Source organism: Streptomyces sp. NBC_01288, assembly GCF_035982055.1.
Lineage (GTDB): Bacteria > Actinomycetota > Actinomycetes > Streptomycetales > Streptomycetaceae > Streptomyces.
The window spans coordinates 100452-122230 of record NZ_CP108427.1; the positions used below are offsets into that span (position 1 = coordinate 100452).

Genomic DNA, 21779 nt, shown 5'->3' on the forward strand with positions numbered 1-21779 from the left:
CGGCCCTCACCACGACGACGGGACCGAACCGCGGGAGTCGAGCGCCCCGGAATACCCCGCGTGGCGGAGAACGGTCTCGCCATACTGACGCGCTCCAGCGGTGATGTGGTGGCAGTCGGCAAAGACCGCCAACGGCCACGGACCGGAGCTCTCGGGCCAAGTGATCTCGCGGCACACTGCCCAGGTTGATCAAGATGGAGTACCTACCCGGCCACCAAGTTCGGGCTGCGAGTCCGGTAGCCGACTGCGTGTGACCCACTGTCAGCTGCGAGGCCGCCCGGCTCGGCCGCATCGAGTTCGTGAAGCGCGGTTCTGCGTGCCCTACCCCTCCCCCGCGAGCCGGACCCTGCACCCATCCACCGACTCGAAGGAATGACGCCGTCCACGGTGCCGAGTCCCCCAGACGTATAACCCACCCACGCCGAGGTGCCTGCGAGACGATCGGCGTGGGCAGCGACCGCCCCCGGTCTCCTCCGAAAGATTCACCTTCGCCGTCGGCCGGGCCGGGCCGGCTCTGGTCGGGTCGGGCCCGCCGAGCGTCCGACGAACTGGTCAATGCCGCCCTTGACGGCAAGCTCGCAGCCTCACACGGCATGTCCGCGAACCCGAGGGCACATCACCGTAATTGGCCACGCCTGACCCACCCGACGCAAGCAGCACCCCACACCCGACGTACCCGCCACACCCGACCGATCCCCACCACCACTCCACTCCCCCACCCGGCCCGGCAACCGATACGGCGGAACGGATCGACGACGACTACGGCGCCGTAGACTATACGAACTGGACGGTATTTTTAACGGACGGACGGGCACCCGACCCGTGATGAAAGGGGCCCGAACATGCCAGAGCCCAAACAGGACCGGGCCATTCGCACCCGCCACACCATCCTCATGGCCGCAGCCACCGTCTTCGAGGAACGCGGCTACCAAGCAGCCACCATCAGCGAGATCCTCACCACCGCCAACGTGACCAAAGGCGCCCTCTACTTCCATTTCCGTTCAAAAGAACAACTCGCCCTGGGCGTCCTCGCCGGACAGGATCAGTCACTCGTCGTCCCCGACCGCCCCTGCAAGATCCAGGAGCTCATCGACACCACCATGCTCCGCGCCTACCGCCTCCAGACCGACCCCCTCGTCCGGGCCGGCGTCCGTCTCACCCTCGACCAACGCGCCGACGGCCTCGACCGCACCGGTCCCTTCCAGCACTGGAACGCCGTCACCAACGAACTCCTCGACAAGGCCCAGGAACAAGGCGAACTCCTCCCCCACGTCAACCCCGCCGAGACCGCTGAGGTGCTTGTCGGCGCCTTCGCCGGTGTCCAAGCCATGTCACAGGCGACCACCAACTACCAGAACCTCCCCACCAGCGTTTCCGCCCTCCTCCGCCACACCCTCCCCTCGATCGTCCACTCCTCGGTCCTCGCTTCCCTCGACCTCACCCCCCAACGCGGCCACGCCGTTCACACCGAAACCGCGACAGCCGCAGCACCGGACGAGGCGACGACAGAGGCATCCGACAACTAACTGTTGCGGGTCAGGACGTTGGTGACGGCGCATAGTGGTGGGCAAGATCGGTGGCGAGGTCGCGGAGGTGAGCCCTGGCCTCGGTGGGGCCGTGCACGGTGATGGCGCTCCCGAACGGCAGCAGGGCTCGCACGTCCTCCAGATGCAGGAAGCGGATCGTCACCTTGCGGCCGGTGGCGGATTCCTCATGGTCGTCCGGGACGAGTCGTAGGCCGAAGATCCGTTGCGCTCGCTCGATCTGGGTCTGGTCGATGGTGGCGGAGACCTCTATCGCGTGGTCGTGCTCCCACTGATCCATGAGCGCTGCGGCGACGGTGGCCAGGGTCTGGCTCTCGCGGATCCGTCGTGGCCGGTCGACTTCTTTCCACGTCGTGATCCGTTCGAGTCGGTACATCCGTGGCACTTGCGCACAGTCGGCGACGAGATACCAGATGCCGGCCTTGGCGAACAGCCCGTAGGGATCCACGACCAGGTCGCGTGAGCATGACTCGCGTGGGCTGTCGTACTCGATCCGTACCCTCTCTGTCAGCCTTGGGTGAGACATCCCGCTTTGTCGGGTTAGCCTGAGAGGGCACGACAGGAGAACCACCCCCTCATGACCAGCACCACGCCCGCCGGATCCGACCCGGCGCCCCGGCCGAAGCGCCGCACTTTCAGCCCCGAGTACAAGCTGCGGATCGTGGCCGAGTACGACGCCGCCCCGAAGAACGAGAAGGGCGCAGTCCTGCGCCGCGAGCGCCTGTACCACTCGCACGTCAAGGAATGGCGGGCCGCGCGGGATGCCGGGGCCCTGGAGAAGCTGGTCGACCAGCGCACCAGTCCGGCGAGGCCGAAGAAGCCTGCCGCCGAGGCGGAGAACGAGAAACTGCGCCGCCAGGTAGAACGGCTGGAGAAGGAACTGGCCCGGAACAAGGCCGCGTTGGAAGTCATGGGAAAAGCTTCCGCGCTCTTGGAAATGATCTCCGAGAGCGCGGACTGAACGCTGCCGCCGAACCGGTGCTCGACGACGCGTTCACCGGTGTCCAGGGCGAACTGGGCATCACGGCCGCGTGCCGGCTGACCGGCCGCTCCCGGGCCACCCACTACCGCCGGCTGCGGCCCCCGACCGAGCGAAAACCCAGAAAACCGCAGGTCCAGCCCTCATCCCTCACACCCGATGAGCGGGCGGCGGTCCTGGAGATGATGAACAGCGACGAGTACGCCGAGATGCCGCCCGCGCAGATCTGGGCCCGCGAGCTGGATGCCGGGCGTTACCACTGTTCCGTCTCCACGATGTACCGGATCCTGCGCGAGAAGGGGCAGTCCGGCGAGCGCCGCCGCCAGGCCACCCACCCGGCGAAGACGGTGCCCGAGCTGGTCGCCACCGGGCCCTCGCAGGTGTTCACCTGGGACATCACCAAGGCGGCCGGACCGGCCAAGGGCATCTGGTATCACGCCTACGTCATCATCGACATCTTCAGCCGCTACGTCGTCGGCCACACCGTCGAGCGGGCCGAATCAGCGCTGCGGGCCGAGGAGTTGATCCGCGAGACCATCACACGCAACGGCATCGTGCCCGAGACCGTCCACGCGGACCGCGGCACCTCGATGACGAGCAAGAAGGTCTCCCAGATGCTGATCGACCTCGGCGTCACCCGGTCGCACTCGCGGCCGAAGACCTCCAACGACAACCCCTACAGCGAGGCCCACTTCAAGACCACGAAGTACATGTCCGACTACCCCGAACGGTTCGACTCGCTGGCCCATGCCCGTGAGTGGTTCGAGGCGTTCATCGCGTACTACAACCACGAGCACCGGCATTCGGGCATCGGCTGGCACACACCGGCCAGCGTGCATTTCGGCACCGCCGAGGAGGTCCGCGACCAGCGTGCCGTCACCCTCGCCGAGGCCTACGCCTGCCACCCCGAACGCTTCGGCCGCCGCCCCCGACCACCCCGGATACCTCAGCAGGCATGGATCAACGACCCGGCCAAACGCAGAGAGTCCGCACCACAAACCTCATAGCGTCACGACCGTCTCACTGGACTTGAAATCTTCCGGTAGCCGGCGGCCTCGCCGCACCGCGCCGATCAGTGAAGCCGGAGTCGTGCCGGAAGCTCGTGCCTGACGCCAGGGACGGCTGTCCACGTGCACCACGTCGGTGAGCGGCAGGAGCTCATGAACTCGACGTGGCTGTGCGGCGGCGATCTTGGAGAGCGCGCGCCGGCTTTCGAACGATGCGTCGAGCTCCGCACGTTGCTTCTCGTCCAGCCCAGTGAGCGACAGATGATCACGCTCGCCCGGTGTGAGTCGCGTGAGGTCGAGCCCGGACCCGGGCAGCATGGTCACGCCTCCGAGGCGGCCCCGGTGTGCGGTCACCGGCAGACCGGCGTCGCGGAGCCAGTTCAGGTCCCGGGTGGTGGTTCGAAGGGACACCCCGAGCGCCGAGGCGAGTTCCTGTGTGGTCACGGCATCCCTCGATTCCAGGAGCAGCATCAGGGAGAAGAAGCGGTCTGGGGTCACCCACCGATTTTTTCAGGAATTGCGACACGATGCGGCGCATATCCCGGTCAGGCTGGTGGATGCGTACCCACCACCTGCGAGAAGGAACAACCATGACCACATCCGTCGTGTCCATCGTCTACGTGAACGACGCTCCCGCCGCAGCTCGTTTCTACGGCGATCTCCTCGGCATGAACCCCTCGTTCGAGACTTCGGGATACATCACCTTCGATCTCGGGCCAGGCGCTGACCTCGGTCTGTGGTCCGGCCAGTTCGAGGACCTGTCACCGGACGTCCCGCGCACCAGCGAGGTCTGCCTGGCCCTCGACGGTGGACCCGACGAACTCAGCACGACCTTTGAGCAGTGGAATTCCAAGGGGGTGACGATCCTGCGCGAGCCGCATGATGCGGGGTTCGGGCTGACCTTCCTCGCAGCCGATCCTGACGGGAACCGTATCCGCGTCGCACCCCGGGGCTGAAAGGCGGCAATGCGGCAGGCGCGCACGACAGGTGTCGCGTCCGCCGTCGTCCGACTTCGGGAGGGAAGGACGACGAGTGCCCCACGCGTATTCGAGCAGCCCCGAGACCCGCAGCGGTACTCACCGACAGCGACCGAACTGCCAACGGCCATGGTTCTGACAGCAGTTGAGTGATCGCCACAACCGGACGAGGACGTGGCCTCCGAGTGACGGGAACCAGGCTCGACCGCGCCGCGCATTCAGCGCTCGGCGCTCATGAACCGACTGCCGTGACCATCGGCCGCACCGGAACCGTACGGACGGGTCAAGTCGGCCCGTACCGCAGGAGAGTTGGCGCGGACGAGACGGCATCAGGGCAGCGACTACGACCATCCAGCAGCACCCCGCACCGAAGTTCCGCCCGATCACCGGGTGTTGACGTTTTCCGCAATCTTGACCGATTCGGCGGCCGAGTGATCATATGTTGTCGGCCATGCTACTTCGAGGCCTTCGCGCCAAAGGAGCCCTTGAGCTTCTCGTGGCCAGTTGCTCAGGGCTCGGCTGCGTCGCCGCACTGATCGCCATCCTCATAGGCCACCTCACGCCGTGGTGGGCACTGGTCCTCGTGCCCCTGGGGGTTTTCAACGCGATCGAGGTGATCGGCTACTTCGCCTATCTGCCGGTCGTCATCAAGCCTTACGTCCTCGTGTCCGCCGGCGGCGCCGACGGACACGGCGAGCAGGAGGAAGGAGAGCAGCGCGGTGCTGTGCGCTGGCAGTTGGACACCGGCGGAGCGGTGAAGGAATCGTCTCCGGTCGTGGTCAACGGCACCATTTATGTGGGCAGTTGGAACCACCTCCTGTGGGCTGTCGACGCCCTGTCCGGCGAAGAACGCTGGCAGTGCAGGGTCGGCGGTGTGGTGGCCGCGTCGCCCGCCTTCGCCGACGGCACGGTCTACATCGGCAGTTGGGACAAATGCCTGTGGGCGGTGGACGCCGTTTCGGGCCGGGAGCGGTGGCGGGTCAGGACGGGCGGCCTGGTGCGGTCCACACCGGTCATCGCCGATGGCATGGTCCTCTTCGGCAGCAACGACGGCTTCTTCCGGGCGGTCGACGCAGTCTCGGGGGAGAGCCGGTGGCAGGTCCGTGTCGGCACGGGCGTACGTTCCTCGCCGACCGTGGTGGGCGACTCGGTCTACGTCGGTAGCGACGACGGCGTTCTGTGGGCGCTGCACACCGGCTCCGGCCAGGTGCGGTGGCAGCTGAAGACGCTGAGCGGACTGTGGTCCTCGCCGGTGGTCGCCGACGGCATCCTCTACGTCGGCAGCGCCGACCGGCACCTCTGGGCACTGGACGCGGCATCGGGGCAGGTCCGGTGGAAGCTCCCGGCCGGCACCTGGGTGAAGTCCACGCCGGCGGTGGCCGACGGCCTCGTCTACTTCGGCACCGGCGACGGACATCTGTGGGCTGTCGACGCGGTGTCCGGCGAGAGACGGTGGAGTCGCAAGGTCGGTGTCTGGGTGCGGTGGGCTCCGGTGGTGGCGGACGGCACGCTGTACGTCGGCACGAACGACAGCCGTATATGGGCGCTGGACGCGGCCTCGGGCGAGGAACGATGGCAGGCGAACACCGGCAGCCCGGTCTTCTCCACGCCTGCGGTGGCCGACGGCGTACTGTATTTCGGCCTCCAGAACGGGCGTCTGCTGGGCGTCCGCGCCTGACCGGGACGCGGGCTGCTGTCACCAGGGTCTACAACGGACACCGCGCACCCACCACACCGTCGGCCCCGTCGTTCCCGCTTCCCGCTTCCCGCTCCTCGGAGTCGCGTGACAGGGGTTCCGGCACGGAGACGTGTCGGCCGAGATCTGCGGCCGGTTGTCCTGGCACCAGCCGGACAACCGGCCGACGGTGTCGAGCAGCGTGAGCCGGGCCTCGGAGCGGTCGGGCTCGATCCGTTCTTCGCCGGCGGCACACGGCTCCAGGCGGGCAAGGGCCCGTCCCCGCAACCGGTCTCAGACGCAGCCGCAGACACACACGCAGACGATTTCCGGCTCGTAAGTCGTCGGCGACAGGGCATGGTGATGCAGTGAGCGACGACGACACAACCCCACCGGCCCCGCAACCGACCTCGGAGGAGAACCGGCACGCCAGTTGGTTGGAACTGTTCTTCGACCTGGTCGCCGTGGCGGGAGTGGCGCAGATCGCGCATCTGCTGCACGGTGTGCCGGACGTGCCCGACCTGGGCCTGTACGCGCTGCTGTTCCTGGCCTTCTGGACGGCCTGGATCTGCTTCACCCTGTACGCGAACGTGGCCTACGAGAACACCCACGTCCGTACGGTGCTGGCCGCCATGTTCGGCATGGCCGTCATGGCCGCGGCGGTGTCGGGGGTGCACGAGGGGGACGACCGGCACGCGCGGGTGTTCGCCCTCGCCTATGTCCTGATCCGGGTTCTGGCGAGCCGGGCCTGGCAGCACCGTCGTCAGGTCCTTGTCGACTGGCCGGCCGCCCAGATGTCGCTCGGCGTGATCCCGTGGATCGTCTCGCTGTGGGCGCACGATCCGATGCGCTACTGGCTCTGGGCCCTGGGTATCGCCCTTGATCTGTACGTCACGTTCGCGGTCTCCGCACGCGACATCGTCGAGCACCAGGAAGCCCGGGAACGCCACGACAGCCGAACCGCCCGGCGCGATTCCGCACGGGGCACGTCGCTCGCGCGGTCGCAGACGGAGCACCTGAGCGAGCGGCTCGGCCTCTTCGTCATCATCGTGCTGGGTGAGGGCGTCGCCCAAGTGGTCGAGGCCACGTCGGACGCGGAGTGGGACAAGAAGCTGTACTCGCTCGCCGTCGCGGCGTTCTTCCTGCTGGCCACGTTGTGGGCGTTGTCCTTCGGGCACGGCTATGCGGGGGTGCCGCACCTGGCGGCAGGGGTGCTGCCCGCCCGTGCGGCGCTGCCCCTGCACTGTTTCGTGTCCGGTTGCCTCGCCGCTCTGGCCGCCGCGCTGGGAGCCGCGGCCGAGCACCTGGAGACGCTGCCGGACGCCACCCGCTGGCTGCTGTGCTCGTCGCTGGCCGGGTACTTCCTGCTCAGCGGACTCGCCTGGCTCGGCCGGGCCGGGCGGGAACGGCGGTGGCTGTTGTCCGTGGCCCTCCCCTGCTGCGTACTGCCCCTGCTGCTGGCGGTGTTCGGCGCGCATGTCCGCACGGTGACCGTGGTCTGGCTGCTCGTCCTGATCACCCTGTGGCCGGTCCTCTACGAGCGGCGGGCGGCGAAGCCGGCCAAGAGGGCCGTGCGGACCGGGACTTGAGCCGTGGGGTGAGGTTGTACCGGTGGCACGGGCTCGGGCAGGCTGGCTTCCCCGTCGCCAGGAGGAGCGCGACGACCCGAAGGAGTCACGAGCATGATCGACTGGGTGCCTCTCCGTACCGGAGCACGGCCTGTCCCCTCGCCCTTGGCCACGCCACTGGTCTGGGCCGCGGCGTCCGGCGGCGCGTTGGTCCTGGTGGCACTGCTCAATGCGCTGATAGGTACCGATCGGCCCTCTCCGGCGCTGGCCGCGCTGTCCCTGCTCTCGGTCCTGCTCGGCCTGTGCGCCCGCTTCACGGCGGCCCCCGGCACCGCGGTGCTGTGCTGGCTCTTCCTGAACGGCTTCGCCGTCCCGCCCGCCGGCACCCTCACCTGGGCCGGACACCGCGACGCGTTCTGGCTCGCCTGCCTGTTCACCGCCGCCCTGGTGGGCACGGCCCTGGCCCGGCTCCTCCACGCCCGAGCCGCCTACCGCCGTCTCTCCACGGACATCGGCGGCCCGACCCGGACCGGATCGTGAACGGCGTGGCCGCGCGCCGGGCCATACCATCGTGCGGCCGCCCAGGGAGCCCTCCCCGAGCAGGCCACTCGGTCGGGTGACGGCCGACGCCATCGCCACTGCTCACCGAACCGAAAAGAGCCGTTTCCGGGCTACGTGGCCAGATCCCTCCTATCGTGGAACGACACAGTGACCCTCGGCGTCGAAACGGGCAGGCCATGCAGGATCCGGAGATCGACTATGAGGCGGTCTTCCGCGACCTGCCCGGCATGGTGGCGCTGCTCACCCCCGAACTCGTCTACGTCGACGCCAACCAGGATTTCGAGCGCCTGTCGGGACGCAAACGCGAGGAGCTGGTCGGCCGCTACATCTTCGACGTCTTCCCCGAGAACCCCAAGGACCCGGCGGCGGCCGGCATGCGCGAGACCCGGGAGTCGATGCTGCGCGCGGCGACCACCGGTGAGCGCGACACCATGGCCCTGCTCCGCTACGACATCGAGGACCCGCTGCGGCCCGGCCGCTGGGTGGAGCACTTCTGGAGCCCCGTCAACGCGCCCATCCGGGGCAAGGACGGCAAAGTGACGCTGATCGTCCACCGGGTGGAGGAGGTCACCGAGTTCGTCCGGGCCATCGGCGGCCGGGCCGACGACAGCCGGGCCCGGGTACTGGAAGCCGAGCTGTACACCCGGGCTCGTGAGCTACAAGAGGTCAACGAGCGGCTGCGCAGGGCACACGCCCATGAGCGCGAGGTGGCCCTGACCCTCCAGGCGGCGATGCTGCCCCCGCCACGACCGGTCGGCCACCACCGGGCGGCCGTCCGCTACCGCCCCGCCGTGGACGCCCTCAACGTCTGCGGCGACTGGTACGACCTCGTCGACCTGCCCGACGGCGGAATGGCGGTCGCCGTCGGTGACGTCGTCGGACACGGTCTGGCGGCCGCCTGCGCCATGGGCCAGCTGCGCAGCGCCCTGAGCGCGGCCTGCCGGGTCGCCGACGGGCCGGGCCCGGCCCTGGAGGCGCTCGGTCTCTACGCCCGTTTCGTCGAGGGCGCCGAGTCCGCCACGGCGGTGACGACGTTCATCGACTGGGACGACCACACCATCACCTACAGCTGCGCGGGCCACCCTCCCCCGGCCCTGCTCGACCCCGACGGCACGGTGACCTTCCTCGACCAGGCCACGGACCCGCCCCTGGGCGCCAGACCCGAGCACGTCGGCCGGCCGCAGACGAGCATCCCCTTCGCCGAGGGCGCCACCCTCGTGCTGTACACCGACGGACTGATCGAGCGTCGTACGGAGGACATCGACCGCGGTCTGGCCCGCCTCGCCGACTCTCTCGCCCAGCATCGACACGCGGAACCCGAGCCCTTGGCCGATGCCCTCCTCGCCGACCTGCTCCCGGCCGAGGGCAACACCGACGACACGGCGCTGATCGTCCTGCGGCTGTGACGGCGGCTTCGCCCGACGCCGTACGTCAGGCATGGCGGAATCGAACGCTGTCGGTCAGGTCGGCGGCCGAGCCTGACCGGCAGCTACGGTTCCCGCTCGTTCCGGCTGCCGTGGCGACCCGTCAGTCTCCCGTCTCCGGTGCCTGGGTCATCCTCGATTCCCGCTTGTCGGCGGGCAGTTCCTGTTGGACTCCGCGTCGCAGGCCGAACAGGGCGACGACGAAGGCGATGGCCATGATGACGCTCATGCCGAGCAGTACCGAGCGGGTCGCCTCGGCCACGTCCAGCCGGACGAAGTGCGGAATGGACGCGGTGCCACCGCTACTGCCTTGTCCCGAGCTCAGCTGGGAGATCGACTTGGCCTCCCGGCTCGCCGCATCGTGGTCCATTCCCTGTGCGGTCAGGGTCCGGGTGATCCGTGACTGAAGCACGGAGGCGAAGATCGTGCCGAGGACGGCCAGGCCCAGGCTGGAGCCGTAGTTGCGCACGGTCTGCGTGACTCCGGTCGCTTCGCCGTAGGAGAGCGGGGGTACGCGGTTGACCGCGTCGGTGTTGGCCTGTCCCAGCATCAGTCCCATTCCTGCGCCCGTGAGCACGATGCACCACACGATGCGGCTTTCGCTCAGCTCGGTCACCCGGCCCGCCCACAGGAAGTAGCCGACGCAGGACAGTGCGCAGCCCAGCACCACGGGCCGCTTGGCGCCGATGCGGTCGAGCATCCGTCCGCCGATCTGCGCGGCCACCACGAAGCCGAGGAAGAAGTAGAGCAGGTCGAGGCTGGCCGCGGAGGCGTCCTTCCCGAGGGCGACCTCGGCGTACACGCTCGTGAAGAAGAACACCGGCACGAAGGCCGCCATGGCCACGCCCAGGACGATGTTCTGCACGAGGAAGGCCCGGTCGCGGAAGAGTTCGACGTCCAGCAGTGGATGGGTCGTTCGCTTTTCGACGAGGACGAAGACCACGAGCAGCAGCAGGCCCACGACGATGCACAGCCAGGTCGCCGCGGAGTGCCAGCCCCACAGGTAGGACTGCTGGAAGCCGAAGATGCTCAGGGCCACGCCGGCCACGATGAGGGCCAGTCCGCGGTAGTCCATCGGCGCCGGCCGGTGCGGGGCGTGGGGACGCGCCATCGCGATGAGCACCAGTGCGACGACGGCGACGGGGATGTTGACCCAGAAGATGGCCCGCCAGGTCCATTGCGTCAGCCAGCCGCCGAGGATCGGACCTACGGCGGTGAGACCGCCCGCGATGCCGAAGAAGAGGGCGAGTGCCTTGCCGCGTTCCTGCAACGCGTAGGAGTTGACCACGATGGCCAGGGCCGCCGGGTACATGAGCGCTCCGCCCGCTCCCTGGAGCGCCCGGAACGCGATCAGCCAGCCCTCGGCGGCGCCGCCCTTGGGCGTCAGTCCGCACAGTGCGGACGCGACGGCGAAGACGATCACCCCGAGGGTGACCATGCGCCGGTGACCGACGGTGTCCGCCAGCCGTCCTCCGAAGGCGAACAGGGCGGCCATCGCCAGCAGGTAAGAGTTGATGGCCCACTGCACGCCGGTGTTGGTCAGCCCCAGCTCCGCCTGGATGTTCGGTGCGGCGATGGACACGATCGTCTGGTCGATGAACGTCATCGCCACCGCGAAGATCATCGCGGCCAGTGTCAGCCGTCTGGGTGAGGAGGAGGTTCCAGTTCCGGACATCGGTGTCCTTCCGAGCCGAGTGCGCTTACGGGTGGGCAGTCCCCTGCTCCGAACCCGTCGGCGGGTCCGGCCGTGGAAGGGGCTCGTCTCGGGCAAGCCCGATCAGGACCCTCCGTGGCGGCGTCGAAGACAGTCCCCCGGATCGGCCCTGATTCCAGACCTGGTCCGGCCGGCCTCGGCGCTCGCGAAGGCCATCGGACCGCTCGCGGCGGCCGAAAGGGGTGAACCGGGGCGGAAGCCTTGCCCAGGACTGTGGCGGCGGTGTCCGCACGGACTGCCGGCGCCTGCCGGACAGAGGCGTCGCGACGGTGACGGCGAGCAGGGCCAACGGGCTCCCTACGGCGCCGGGCAGGGCCGCGCGCACTGTGGTCGGCGCGAGGCGGCACAGGGCATACCGAAGAGGTTCGGCGGTACACGTCATACGGGCATCTCCACTCGCCTCGATGAGGCTCATGGTGGCCTCCGTCTGCGACTTCCGCATCCGTCGGCCGGCCCGGCAGCGCCGGGAGGCGCCGGCGTCCGCCGCTCCTCGGCACGGTGGCGAGGGGAGATGCCACCTCTTCGGCACGCTCGGACTCGCCTGGTCCAAGCGGGTCCGAAACGGCCGCCGCCACGTCACACGTCCTCTGCCTGGCGAAGTCCCCGCGATGGACACTCGGCACGGCGGTCGATCGCAGCGCAGCGGCCGGGTCGCCTCACGACGTCTGCTCGTGGACCCGGCGGCAGGCAACCGGGTCGAGCACTCGGACGACCGCGCTACGCTCACCGGCCGTTCAGGCAGGCCGGCGTTCACCCCGGATGGACGCCGGCCTTCCCCGAGCGGCTGCGGCACCGCGCCGACAGGCGGGAATCCGCGCGGTCCGTCATCTGACGTCGACGAAGTCGCCTGCCGCCGTGGACGGTCCGGTGGTGGGGGTACCGGTGAAGACGAAGCGGTAGTAGCCGTCGGTCCTGGCCTTGGTGGTGGTCTTCAGCGTGCCGCCGACGCCGGTGGTGACGGTTTTCAGCGCGGTGTAGACGGAGCTGCCTTTCTTACGGAACTGGAGCTGGACCGGCCGCCCCTGGTAGCCGGTGTAGGTGCCGCTCTCCCAGTTCGCGCGGGTCAACTTCCCGGTGACCGTGATCGTCCTGCCCTTCTTCACCGGCTCGGGCGAGGCGTTGACCGTCACCCTGGCGTACCGCTTGACGTTCGCCGTACCGGCAACGTCGATCTCCGTCCAGTTGTCGCCGGTGTCCTGCGCCCCGGCGAGCACCTTCCAGGCGCCGGCGAGGCCGTTGTGCTCGAAGTCCCGCGCGGCGCTCACAGCGATGCTCACCTTGCAGGTGGAGGTCGTCGGGTCGGCCGGTGACACCACGCATGTACCCGCCGGCGGGTACAACGGCAGCCTGCCGTCTGCGTCGTCGGTGTTGGGACCGTGCCACAGGTAGGCCCATGACGCGGCAACGCCCTCCGGGTCACGGGCCGTCCACGTGATCGTGACGGTCTTTCCGGTGGTCGGGCCGAGCACGATGTCCTTGCCTCCGTCGACCACGACGTTCGAGAACGTGGTGTCGCCGGCCGCGGCCGTGTCCACCGCCCGGGCGGTTGCCGGAAGCACCGATGCTGAAAGGGCGGCCGTCAGGAAAGTGACGGCCACGGTCGGGCACATGCGCATGAGGTCCCCCCTCGGGACACTGGGTCGCCGCCTCCCCGCACGACGAGACCTGATGGTGTGTCATCGGTGGCTAGACCCGTGAGGGACGGTCCCGGTTGCCCTGTTCTTCGAAAGGCTCGCCGGCATGTCTCTACGTATTCGCATGCGTCGAGCGCTCCCGGAAGCGATGCGCGCGGGTGACAAGGTCGCGGTGAGCGCCCTTCGGGCAACCCGGCGCGCTGGACAACGCCGAGGCGGTGCCCGTGCCGGAAACCGAGCTTCGTGGCTCGGCGCTTGAGCGATCGCCGCTCGGTGTCGGCGCCACGGAGACGGCTCGGCGTGAGCTGAGCGAGCACCGTGTGGTCGAGATCGTGCAAGCCGAAGCCGTCAAGTGTCTGGAGGCCGCGGCACAGTTGACCGCGCCCGCATGCGCACCGAGCCGCACGGCTCCCTGCCGAGGCCGCCGTGTTGCTTCACTCCCTCGACGATGCGAGCCCCGCGTAGGAACCGGCGACGAAGCGACGCCCGATCACTCGCACGTCAGTGTCGGCATCCCCCAGTCCGCGTGGTCGTTGCCGTTGCCGTCGCCCGCGTCACCGGCCTTGAGGTCGATCACCTGGGCACCGCTGACGTCGACGTCGATCGGCACCGCGGCCTGCCCACCGCGGATCGTCGGTGTGGTGACCAGGGTCTTGCCGTCGGCGATCACGGAGAACGTCACCGTACCCGCGCCGCCCGTCTCGTCGTCGACGCCGACGGACGCCGTCAGCCGCGAGCACTGTCCGGCGAGGTAGAGCTGGACGTCGCTGACGGAGTTGGTGCCGAGGCCCTTGGCGTAGCCGACGCCCGCGATGGTGATCGGACGGCCGTCACCGGCCGCCTGTTCGCCGACGCTGGTGTCCCGTTCCACCGGGCCCCATCCGTTCGTGGAGGAGAGGAACGGCAGGGCGCTCACGTCGCTCTTCCCGGCGGGCGGAGCGGGCGGGATTCCGCCGACGATGCGCTCGTCGGCGCTGACGACCTGTCGTCCGTTCTGCCGGTAGTGCACCGTGGCGGTGAGTGCCGAGGCGGACGGCAGCGTTCCGGTCGGGGGCTCGACCTGCCAGGTGAAGGTGGCCGACGCACCGGGCCGCAGGCGCTCGACCGAGGTGGGGGTCGGGGCGCTCACGCTCCAGCCGTCGGGGGCGGAGAGCGACGCCGTCATTGCGGAAGCGGGCTGTCGGTCCTTCGGTACCCGCACCGTCGCCCGGGCGGTGAAGGCCTGTCCCGGCTGGGCGGTGTCCGGCACATCCAGGGTGACGTCGGCTCCCGGACGCTTCGGCATCGCGTAGGTGCGGGGGTCGTAGCGAGGGCTGTCGTTCTGGGCGACGCGCAGGGAGGAGGCGTAGCTGCCGTAGTCGGTGAGTTCGACCTTGCCGAGGCCGCCGGTGCTGCCGTCGAGGTTCCACACGGCGATGGCGATGCTGTTGTGGCCGTTCGGGTTCAGGATGCCGTTGGGGACCGGGAAGGTGTGCTGCGGGCCGAGGTAGTTGACGTAGTTGCCGACCTGCCAGCCGTTCACGAAGATCGTGGCGCGGTACTTGCGTGCCGGGTCGTCGGTGAACGTCAGCCCGAGCGAGGTGTCCTGGCCGTGCGGCAGGTCCAGCTTGGCGTCGGTGCGGTACCAGGAGACTCCGGGTGTGGTGTCGCTTGCCGGGAGGGACACGCGGTTCCAGTCGGCGTCCGGGTAGCCCGGCAGGGACCAGCCGGCCCGCTCGCCGTAGAGGCCGCCCGTCGAGAGCGGGCCGCGGACCGTGTCCTGGAGGTCCTCGCCGCCCCGTACGCCCTGGAGGCGCCAGGTGACGGACGTCAGCGGCGCGCCGACGAGGGAGGCGCTGGTCAGGCCGCGCGCGGTCTTGTTGCCGTTGGCGGAGTTGTAGTCCTCCTCGTGCCCCATGTTGACGGTGAGCACGGACAGGACGTTGTCGCCGGTGGACTTCACGGAGCCGGCCGGGAAGGTGAAGTCGCCGCTGCCCGTGGTGGAGCTGCCCACGAAGGTGCCGTTCAGCCAGGCGGAGAACGCCTGCGCTCCTCCCCCGGAGTCCGACACCAGGTGGATGCCGGTCTCCTTGCCGGTGGCGCGGAAGCGGCCGCGGTACCAGGTGTTGCCGGTGTGGAAGCCGTAGTCGTCCGCGTAGAGCACCGGCAGCGAGTTGGCGCCGGAGACGCTGTTGGTGGTCGCCTTGTCGGCCACCTGCCAGCTGGTGTCGTCGAAACCGGGGGCGGCTTCCGGGGATTCCGCAGCGTGCTTCCAGTTGGTCAGTGTCGGCAGGTGTATCGGGGCGGCCACCGGGATCTTCGCGGTGCGGCTCCCCGTGTCGGTGGCGTGGGTGCCCAATGTCCTGCCGTTCCAGGTGACTTGGGCGGCGGCGGTGAACACCTCGATGTTCTTGTCGTCGGCGTTGTCGCCGGTGAGCGCCACGGTGTGGCCGCCGTGCAGGCTGGTCGCCGTCCGCAGCAGGTGGGTGCCGCGCACGAGCACCGGGCCGCTCGCCGTGTCCTGCCGCCAGAAGGTCTTCGCGGTGGCCTTGTCGCCGAGGAGCAGGAGCAGGGGGCGCTGTCCGTCGCCGGTGATGGTGACGCGGATCAGGCCCTTGTGCGTGTAGTTGAGCCGCAGGTCTCCGGTGGCCGGGTCCCAACTGGTCGTGACGGCACCGCCGTTGGCGGTCACGGTGGGCTTGGCGCCGTAGCGCAGGACGGTCTCGCCATCGCTGCCCTGGTCGCCGTAGAGCACGGCGATGTCCCGGTCCCCGATGGTCGCGTTGGTCATGATCTCGGAGGTCGAGTACTGCAACTGTGCTTCGCCCAGGCGGTAGTTGGCGACGATCACGTGGGAGTCGCGTCCGTCGAGGGTGATCGCGGTGCCCGGCTGCTGCGGCACGACCGGGTAGGTCGGCTCCGTGGCGGAGTCGCTCGTCGGTACGTCGATGGCGTCGACGGCCACGTAGTTGTCCGTGGATCCCGAGCCGTGGTTCCCGGCGACGACGATCTTCAGCGTGTGCGCGCCCGGTGTCAGGCCGGTCTTCTGGAAGAGCACGGCCTGGCTCTCGCTGCCGGAGTCGTCGACCGTCGCGACCTTGGTGTCGTCGAGATAGACGTCGGCGTTGCCGTGGTTGTTGGTCTTCGAGCCGATCCAGCGGATCGCCGTGCCGTCGAAGGGGACGGTGAGCGAGTCGCCTGCCTTGTTCGAGAAGGACTCCGTGTGTTTGTAATCACCGCCGGTGTAGCTCGTGTTGGCCACGTGCGACCACGAACCGGCGTACTGGAGCGCGGAGTCGGGGTCGTCCCAGGTGTAGGTGGTGTCATTCGTCGGCTGGGCGTTGAGGTCGAGGGAGATATGGGTCTTGTCCACGGCAGTGGAGGTGGAGTTGCCGTGCCGCAGGACGTGGAACTGCGTCTTGGTGTCGGGGTTCATCCGGGCGGTGTCGACGATCGCGGAGTCGTCCGGCGGTGTCGCCCTGATCGCCTCGGTCTTGGTCAGCGGGGCGACCGACTGCGTGAAGTAGCCGATGAGTTTGTCCTCGTCGTACTTCGGATCGAGCTGGCGGGTCTCGCGGATCGCGGCCCCGTAGTCGTACGACGTGTAGTTCTCGGGCATGCCGAGCCAGCCCCAGTTGGTGCCGCCGTACGTCATGTAGAAGCTCTGCGCGGTCGCGCCGACGGCGATGTTCTGTTTGTAGAAGACGTTGGCGAACTGGTCGTTGATGAGCTGGGCGCACTTGTCGTAGCCCGGTCCGCCCCAGGGGGCGAAGGCGCCACCCTGGAACTCCGGTGAGTACAGCGGTTTTCCGGCCGGGTGGTCGTAGCTGATGTCGGGAACGCCGTTCCACTTCGCGGGGTTGGAGCAGTCGAAACCCTGCGGGTAGGAGTCGGGACCGTCGACATCGAGGGCGCCGGTACCGGAGTTGAAGGTGCCGTTGTTGTTGCCGGTCAGCGGGACCGTGATGCCGTCGGCGCGGGCCTTGTCCTCCAGGTGCTGCATGTAGGAACGCCCTGCGGCCGAGCCGTCGTAGTACTCGTTCTCGACCTGGTAGGCGATAACTGACCCGGTGCCGTTGGTGAGTTGGTGGCGGGCGATGATCCGGTCGATCTGGGTCAGCCACTCGTCCGCGTACTTCAGGAACCGCGGGTCGTCGCTGCGGTTGTTGCCTGCCTTGGTGGTCAGCCAGCCGGGCAGACCGCCGCTGTCGACCTCCGCGTTGATGTACGGCGCCGGGCGGGCGATGACGTAGAGACCGGCCTCCTGCGCCATGTCGAGGAGCTTGTCGACGTCCCGCACCCCGGTGAAGTCGTACACGCCCGGCTTCGGTGAGTGGTAGCCCCAATCGAAGTACAGGGAGGTCGAGTTGAAGCCGGCGGCCTTCATCTTCTGGAAGATGTCGCGCCACAGGTCCTGGCTCGGGAGCCGGAAGTAGTGGAACTCGCCGGACCACAGGTAGGTGCGTTTGCCGTCGACGAGGAAGGAGTAGCCGTCGAGCGTCACGGTGTGCGCCTGCGGAGCGACGGCGGGCGGCTGCTCACCGACGTCCTGCGCCGCAGCCGTGGCCGGCGCGGTCATGCCCGCCGCTAGAGCGATGGTCGCGGTCGCCGCGAGGATCGCTCTCCACCAGCGACGGCGACCGGGTCTCGCACCCTCTGAACCGTTCCGACCATCCCGCACGGCGGCCTCCAGACCGACTGGGCGAACAGCATCAAACAGACTCAGGCAAAGCCGAACAGTAAGGGGGCGCGGGCCCAACCACAATGGGTCGGAAGAACACAGCCGAGAGATCGGGTCCCGGCCTTACGTCCGTGACCCGACCCGGCCACCGACGCGCCTGGTCGGTGACGCCCATGTCCGTGCTGGTGCGCGGAACTCGCCCACGCTCCAAGGGTGTTGCGTACGGCGAACCCGGTCGTCAGTCTCGTGCGGATCCGCCGTGGTGCTTCCGGACGGAGGGGCCGGGTTCGGGGTGGGCGCCGGTGAGTTCGGGCTCCAGGCCCTCGCTCAACCCGACCGGTCGACGGCCCGCGTCGGTGCGCCAGGCCTCGAAGGCCCAGGTGGTGAGGGCCACCACGGCGAGGCCCAGGAGCCAGCCGCCCACGACATCGCTGAACCAGTGGACGCCGAGTGCGATCCGGGTGAAGCCCACGCCGAGTACGGACACGATCGCGACGCCCCAGCACAACGCTCGCAGGGCACTCGGCACCAGGGGCAGTAGGACCAACAGGAAGATGGCGAACGAGGTGGTCGCGGTCATCGCGTGTCCCGAGGGGAAGGAGAAACCCGGCGCGTGCGCGACCGGGTCCTCCAGGGACGGTCGGGCCCGCTCGACCACGATTTTGACCAGCAGCCCGATGAGTCCACCGGCCGTTGCCGTCACGGCGGACCAGGCGGCCAGACGCCAGGCCCGGCGGTACAACAGCCATACGGTCAGGAGCGCTACGGCCGCCCGCAGGGTGACCGGGTCCCACACCCGGTCGGACAGGAACCTCAACATGCTTGTCCACGCCGGGTGTTCGACGGCGGCCTCGTTCAACCTCCGTGCCGCGCCCGCGTCGAGACGGCGCAGCGGCTGCCAGTGTCCCTCGACCAGGACGAGCAGCAGACCGAAGGGGACGGCAGCTGTGGCGGCGACCGCGGCCGAAGCGAACAGGTGGATGCCGAATCTACGGTCCGCCGTCCGACGACGGAGGTCACGAAGGCGCTGGGCCGTGGCGCGAACCACTCTTCACACTCCCGGGTCGGCGGTGATCGGACCGGGCCGCAGCGCCCGCGCGGCCTCCAGCTGCGCGGCGAAGGACAGGCCCAGGAAGAGGGCGATGGAGGTCAGGTAGGCCCAGAGCAGCAGGGACATGAAGGCGCTGAGCGGGCCGTAGACCGTGTCGAAGGAGCCGCTGATGTCCAGGTACAGGCTCAGCAGCCAGGTCAGGGCCGTCCACAGGACGAGGTAGACGGCGGCGCCGAAGGCCAGCCAGGTGTAGCCGGGCTGGCGGCGGCGCGGGGAACGGCGGAAGATCGCGCTGGCCGAGAGGAGGGCGAGCAGCAGGCCGAAGGGCCAACGCAGGATCTCGCAGGCGGTCCTGGCATCGCCGTCGAGGTGGTACACCGTCGCCGCCGCGGCGGCCAGGTCGCCGCCGGCCACCATCATGACGAACCCGAGTCCGAGCGGAATCCCGGCGCTCAGCGACATCACGAGTCCGCGCAGGTACTTCTGGTGGAAGGGGCGGTCGCGTTCGTTGCCGTAGATCCGGTTGGCGCCGCGTTCGATCTGGCACATCGCGGTGGTGACGTTGACCAGGGAGAAGAGGAGGCCGAACCAGAGGGCGATCTCGTCACCGTCGCCCGCGCTGTGGCGGCTTCGGTCCAGTGCGTCGTCGACGATGTCGGCGCTGGGTCCCTGGGCGATCCGGTGGATGGTCAGTTCGGCGAGTCGGCCGATGTTCTCGGTGTGCAGCGCGGTGGAGAGCCCGACGAAGGCGATGGCCAGCGGGATCACCGCCAGCACCGTCTGGAGGGCGAGCGCGCGGGAGTGGCTGAAGCCGTCGGCGTAGCGGAACCGGACGAAGGAGTCGCGCAGCAGCGGCCAGCGGCCGTAGCGGCGGAGCGAGGCCAGGGCCTCGTCGGCCGAGAGGTCGTCGCCGGTCATGTCGCGGGTCTCGGGGACCTTGGTGGCGGTGCCCATTCACTTCTCCCGGGTGGGCAGCAGCACGGTCAGCGCGCCGGGGCTGACCTCGGCGGTGAGACGCCGGCCGTGGGACACCGGGTCGCCGTCGAGTTCACGCGACTGCGGTACGGCGAAGGTGAGTTCGACCCGCCGGAAGGTGCGGAACTCCACCGGTACTCCCTTCGTGCCGGTGCCCTCGGGGACGAGCGTTTCCACGGTCGTGGGGCGCGTGTTCCGCCCGCGACCGCGTATCAGGATGCCCAGGGCGCGCATCCAGCCGCCGGGGCCGCGCGGGTCCAGGATCAGCAGGTCGAGCAGCCCGTCGTCGGGCCGGGCCGCCGGGAGGAGGGTCAGGCCGCCTTGTACGGTGCCGACGTTGGCGAGGAGCACCATGCGGGCCGTGCGGTGCAGGACGGGCGCGTCATCGAGCCGGACCGTCAGTCGCATCCGGGGTGTGCGCAGGGTGCCGACGGTGGCGAGTACGTAGGCGAGCCAGCCGACGGCGGACTTGGCGCGGTCGTCGGTGTGTTCCAGCATCGCGGCGTCGAGCCCGGCCCCGGACATCGCGGCGAAGTGGGTGGGGGCGAGGTCGTCGCCCTCGATGCGGCCGAGGTCGATGCGGTGCGGGGTGCCGGACAGGGCGGCGTCGAGCGCGGTGGCGGGGGTGAGCGGCAGGCCGAGGTTGCGGGCGAGCAGGTTGCCGGTGCCGCAGGGCACCACGACGAGCGGTACGCCGGTGCCGGCCAGGGCGTCGGCGGCCGCGCGGACGGTTCCGTCGCCGCCGCAGACCACGACCAGGTCCGCTCCGGCACGGACCGCGCCGGCCGCCTGGCCGGTGCCGGGGTCGTCGGCGGTGGTCTCGATGAACTCCGGTGCGCGGTGGCCGTGTTGTTCCAGGATGCGCCGCAGTTTCTCGCGGGCCACCGCGTCGGTCACCGTGGGGTTGAAGATCACGGCGGTGCTGCCGGGCTCGCGCTCCTCGGCCCGCGTGGTCGTGTCGGCAGGCCCGGTCCGCTGTGCGGGAACGGCGGCCACGGAGCCGTCGGTGAACAGGGCGCGGCCGACGATCAGCAGGGACAGGGCGCCGTTGGCGATACCGCCGATCACGTCCGTGGGGTGGTGCATGCCCCGGTAGAGGCGGGAGACGCCGACAACCAGCGGCACGAGGAACAGCAGCCCGGCCAGCGGCCACCGCCACGGCCTGCGCACCCGGGACACCGCGAGCACCGCGAGTCCGGCGTAGAGCGCGGTGGCCGCGCCGGTGTGGCCGGAGGTGTAACTGGACGTCGGCGGGGAGGCGTCGAGGCGGTGCACCTGCGGGCGCGTCCGGTCCACCGACTCGGTGACGGCCAGGAAAACCACTGCCTGGAGCGAGACGGCGACGGCGAGGAAGACGGCCTGACGCCACATCGGCAGCCGGGGCACGAGCACCAGCGCCACGCAGCTCAGCAGGGTGACGGCGATCACCGTGAGGGTGTTGCCCGCCTCCGAGCCGAGGTACGACAGGGTGGTGAGCGGGCCCGTACGGATCCGCTCGAACCCCTCGTCGACATGGTCCTCGACCGTCAGCGGCCACAGGTTCCGGGCCGGGCCCGTGATCAGGAGCCCGAACCCCACGATCAGGGCGGCCTGACAGACGGTCAGTACGCCGATGCGCGCCGCGGTACTGCCGGTACCGCGGGGTAGAACACGCGACCAGCCCCGCCGGACCGCCTCGGGTTCCTCCCCGGTCGCTCCTGCTGCTCTTCCCGGCACGGCGGTCGACATCGGGGCTCCCACGGGTCGGCGCCTCGCGGCGGTCCACGGTCGGGTGGCGTTCGCATCCGATCCATCGCCGTCTGCCCCCGAAGCCGAGGCGCAGACACCCGCTCACGTGGGAATCCACGAGCCGACGCCCCGGGCACGCGGGGAAGGTGATCCTCCGGGACCGCCGTAGTCGACCGCACGAAGGTCGGCCGGATCGAGAAGTGAGCAACGGGAGGGCGGGCAGGCCGACTTCACGCCGGTACGGCGGAGACCTCGGACAGGTCTCCGCCGTACCGGTTCGGG

At 69.5% G+C, this 21779-nt stretch carries 16 protein-coding genes and 1 pseudogene; 9 read left to right on the plus strand and 8 right to left on the minus strand.

Features of this window, described 5'->3' with window-relative positions:
• The first annotated feature begins 842 nt into the window (after nucleotides 1-842).
• Nucleotides 843-1526, plus strand: coding sequence for a ScbR family autoregulator-binding transcription factor (locus tag OG194_RS00505; RefSeq protein WP_327398766.1), 684 nt, complete (start codon nucleotides 843-845; stop codon nucleotides 1524-1526).
• Nucleotides 1527-1536: 10 nt separating this feature from the next.
• Here the strand turns inward: OG194_RS00505 and OG194_RS00510 are convergent, their stop codons facing one another.
• On the minus strand, nucleotides 1537-1992 hold the full coding sequence (locus OG194_RS00510) for a helix-turn-helix transcriptional regulator (RefSeq protein ID WP_327398767.1): 456 nt from the start codon (nucleotides 1990-1992) through the stop codon (nucleotides 1537-1539).
• A gap of 129 nt (nucleotides 1993-2121) precedes the next feature.
• Here OG194_RS00510 and OG194_RS00515 point away from each other — a divergent pair, with 129 nt between their 5' ends.
• The gene (locus tag OG194_RS00515; protein WP_327398715.1) at nucleotides 2122-2505 is read left to right on the plus strand and encodes a hypothetical protein; all 384 of its coding nucleotides are present in this window, start codon (nucleotides 2122-2124) and stop codon (nucleotides 2503-2505) included.
• A 17-nt stretch (nucleotides 2506-2522) separates the two neighbouring features.
• Nucleotides 2523-3530, plus strand: coding sequence for an IS3 family transposase (locus tag OG194_RS00520; protein ID WP_327398716.1), 1008 nt, complete (start codon nucleotides 2523-2525; stop codon nucleotides 3528-3530).
• On the opposite strand, the gene OG194_RS00525 is transcribed toward OG194_RS00520, so the two are convergent.
• On the minus strand, nucleotides 3525-4028 hold the full coding sequence (locus OG194_RS00525; RefSeq protein ID WP_327398768.1) for a helix-turn-helix transcriptional regulator: 504 nt from the start codon (nucleotides 4026-4028) through the stop codon (nucleotides 3525-3527). The genes OG194_RS00520 and OG194_RS00525 overlap by 6 nt on opposite strands.
• Nucleotides 4029-4120: 92 nt before the next feature.
• On the opposite strand from OG194_RS00525, the gene OG194_RS00530 reads away from it, so the two are divergent.
• The 5 genes from OG194_RS00530 (at nucleotide 4121) to OG194_RS00550 (ending at nucleotide 9717) form a co-directional block, all read left to right on the plus strand.
• The gene (locus OG194_RS00530; protein WP_327398769.1) at nucleotides 4121-4486 is read left to right on the plus strand and encodes a VOC family protein; all 366 of its coding nucleotides are present in this window, start codon (nucleotides 4121-4123) and stop codon (nucleotides 4484-4486) included.
• Between the two features lie 517 nt (nucleotides 4487-5003).
• Nucleotides 5004-6185 carry an outer membrane protein assembly factor BamB family protein gene (locus OG194_RS00535; protein WP_327398770.1) on the plus strand — a complete coding sequence of 394 codons (1182 nt, stop codon included), beginning with the start codon at nucleotides 5004-5006 and terminating at the stop codon, nucleotides 6183-6185.
• Nucleotides 6186-6550: 365 nt separating this feature from the next.
• Nucleotides 6551-7771, plus strand: coding sequence for a low temperature requirement protein A (locus OG194_RS00540; protein WP_327398771.1), 1221 nt, complete (start codon nucleotides 6551-6553; stop codon nucleotides 7769-7771).
• Nucleotides 7772-7864: 93 nt separating this feature from the next.
• Nucleotides 7865-8290 (plus strand): hypothetical protein, encoded by a 426-nt coding sequence (locus OG194_RS00545; protein WP_327398772.1) that lies wholly within the window; start codon nucleotides 7865-7867, stop codon nucleotides 8288-8290.
• A 197-nt stretch (nucleotides 8291-8487) separates the two neighbouring features.
• Nucleotides 8488-9717: a PP2C family protein-serine/threonine phosphatase gene (locus tag OG194_RS00550; RefSeq protein WP_327398773.1), complete on the plus strand. Its 1230-nt coding sequence runs from the start codon at nucleotides 8488-8490 to the stop codon at nucleotides 9715-9717.
• Between the two features lie 121 nt (nucleotides 9718-9838).
• Here the strand turns inward: OG194_RS00550 and OG194_RS00555 are convergent, their stop codons facing one another.
• Nucleotides 9839-11410, minus strand: a complete 1572-nt coding sequence (locus OG194_RS00555; protein ID WP_327398774.1) for an MFS transporter — start codon at nucleotides 11408-11410, stop codon at nucleotides 9839-9841.
• An 863-nt stretch (nucleotides 11411-12273) separates the two neighbouring features.
• Complete coding sequence (locus OG194_RS00560) at nucleotides 12274-13047, minus strand: hypothetical protein (RefSeq protein WP_327398775.1); 774 nt, start codon at nucleotides 13045-13047, stop codon at nucleotides 12274-12276.
• 184 nt (nucleotides 13048-13231) lie between these two features.
• On the opposite strand from OG194_RS00560, the pseudogene OG194_RS00565 reads away from it, so the two are divergent.
• Nucleotides 13232-13548 (plus strand): annotated as a pseudogene (locus tag OG194_RS00565) (hypothetical protein).
• Between the two features lie 25 nt (nucleotides 13549-13573).
• Here the strand turns inward: OG194_RS00565 and OG194_RS00570 are convergent.
• From OG194_RS00570 to OG194_RS00585, 4 genes are all read right to left on the minus strand, one after another.
• Entirely contained in the window at nucleotides 13574-17641 is a 4068-nt protein-coding gene (locus tag OG194_RS00570; RefSeq protein WP_327398776.1) for a beta-galactosidase, read from the minus strand.
• Between the two features lie 340 nt (nucleotides 17642-17981).
• Complete coding sequence (locus OG194_RS00575) at nucleotides 17982-18791, minus strand: phosphatase PAP2 family protein (RefSeq protein ID WP_327398777.1); 810 nt, start codon at nucleotides 18789-18791, stop codon at nucleotides 17982-17984.
• 3 nt (nucleotides 18792-18794) lie between these two features.
• Nucleotides 18795-19748: a YihY/virulence factor BrkB family protein gene (locus OG194_RS00580; RefSeq protein WP_327398778.1), complete on the minus strand. Its 954-nt coding sequence runs from the start codon at nucleotides 19746-19748 to the stop codon at nucleotides 18795-18797.
• A complete protein-coding gene (locus OG194_RS00585; RefSeq protein ID WP_327398779.1) occupies nucleotides 19749-21497 on the minus strand; it encodes a diacylglycerol kinase family protein in 1749 nt (582 codons plus the stop codon). It lies immediately after the preceding gene.
• Nucleotides 21498-21779 lie beyond the last annotated feature (282 nt).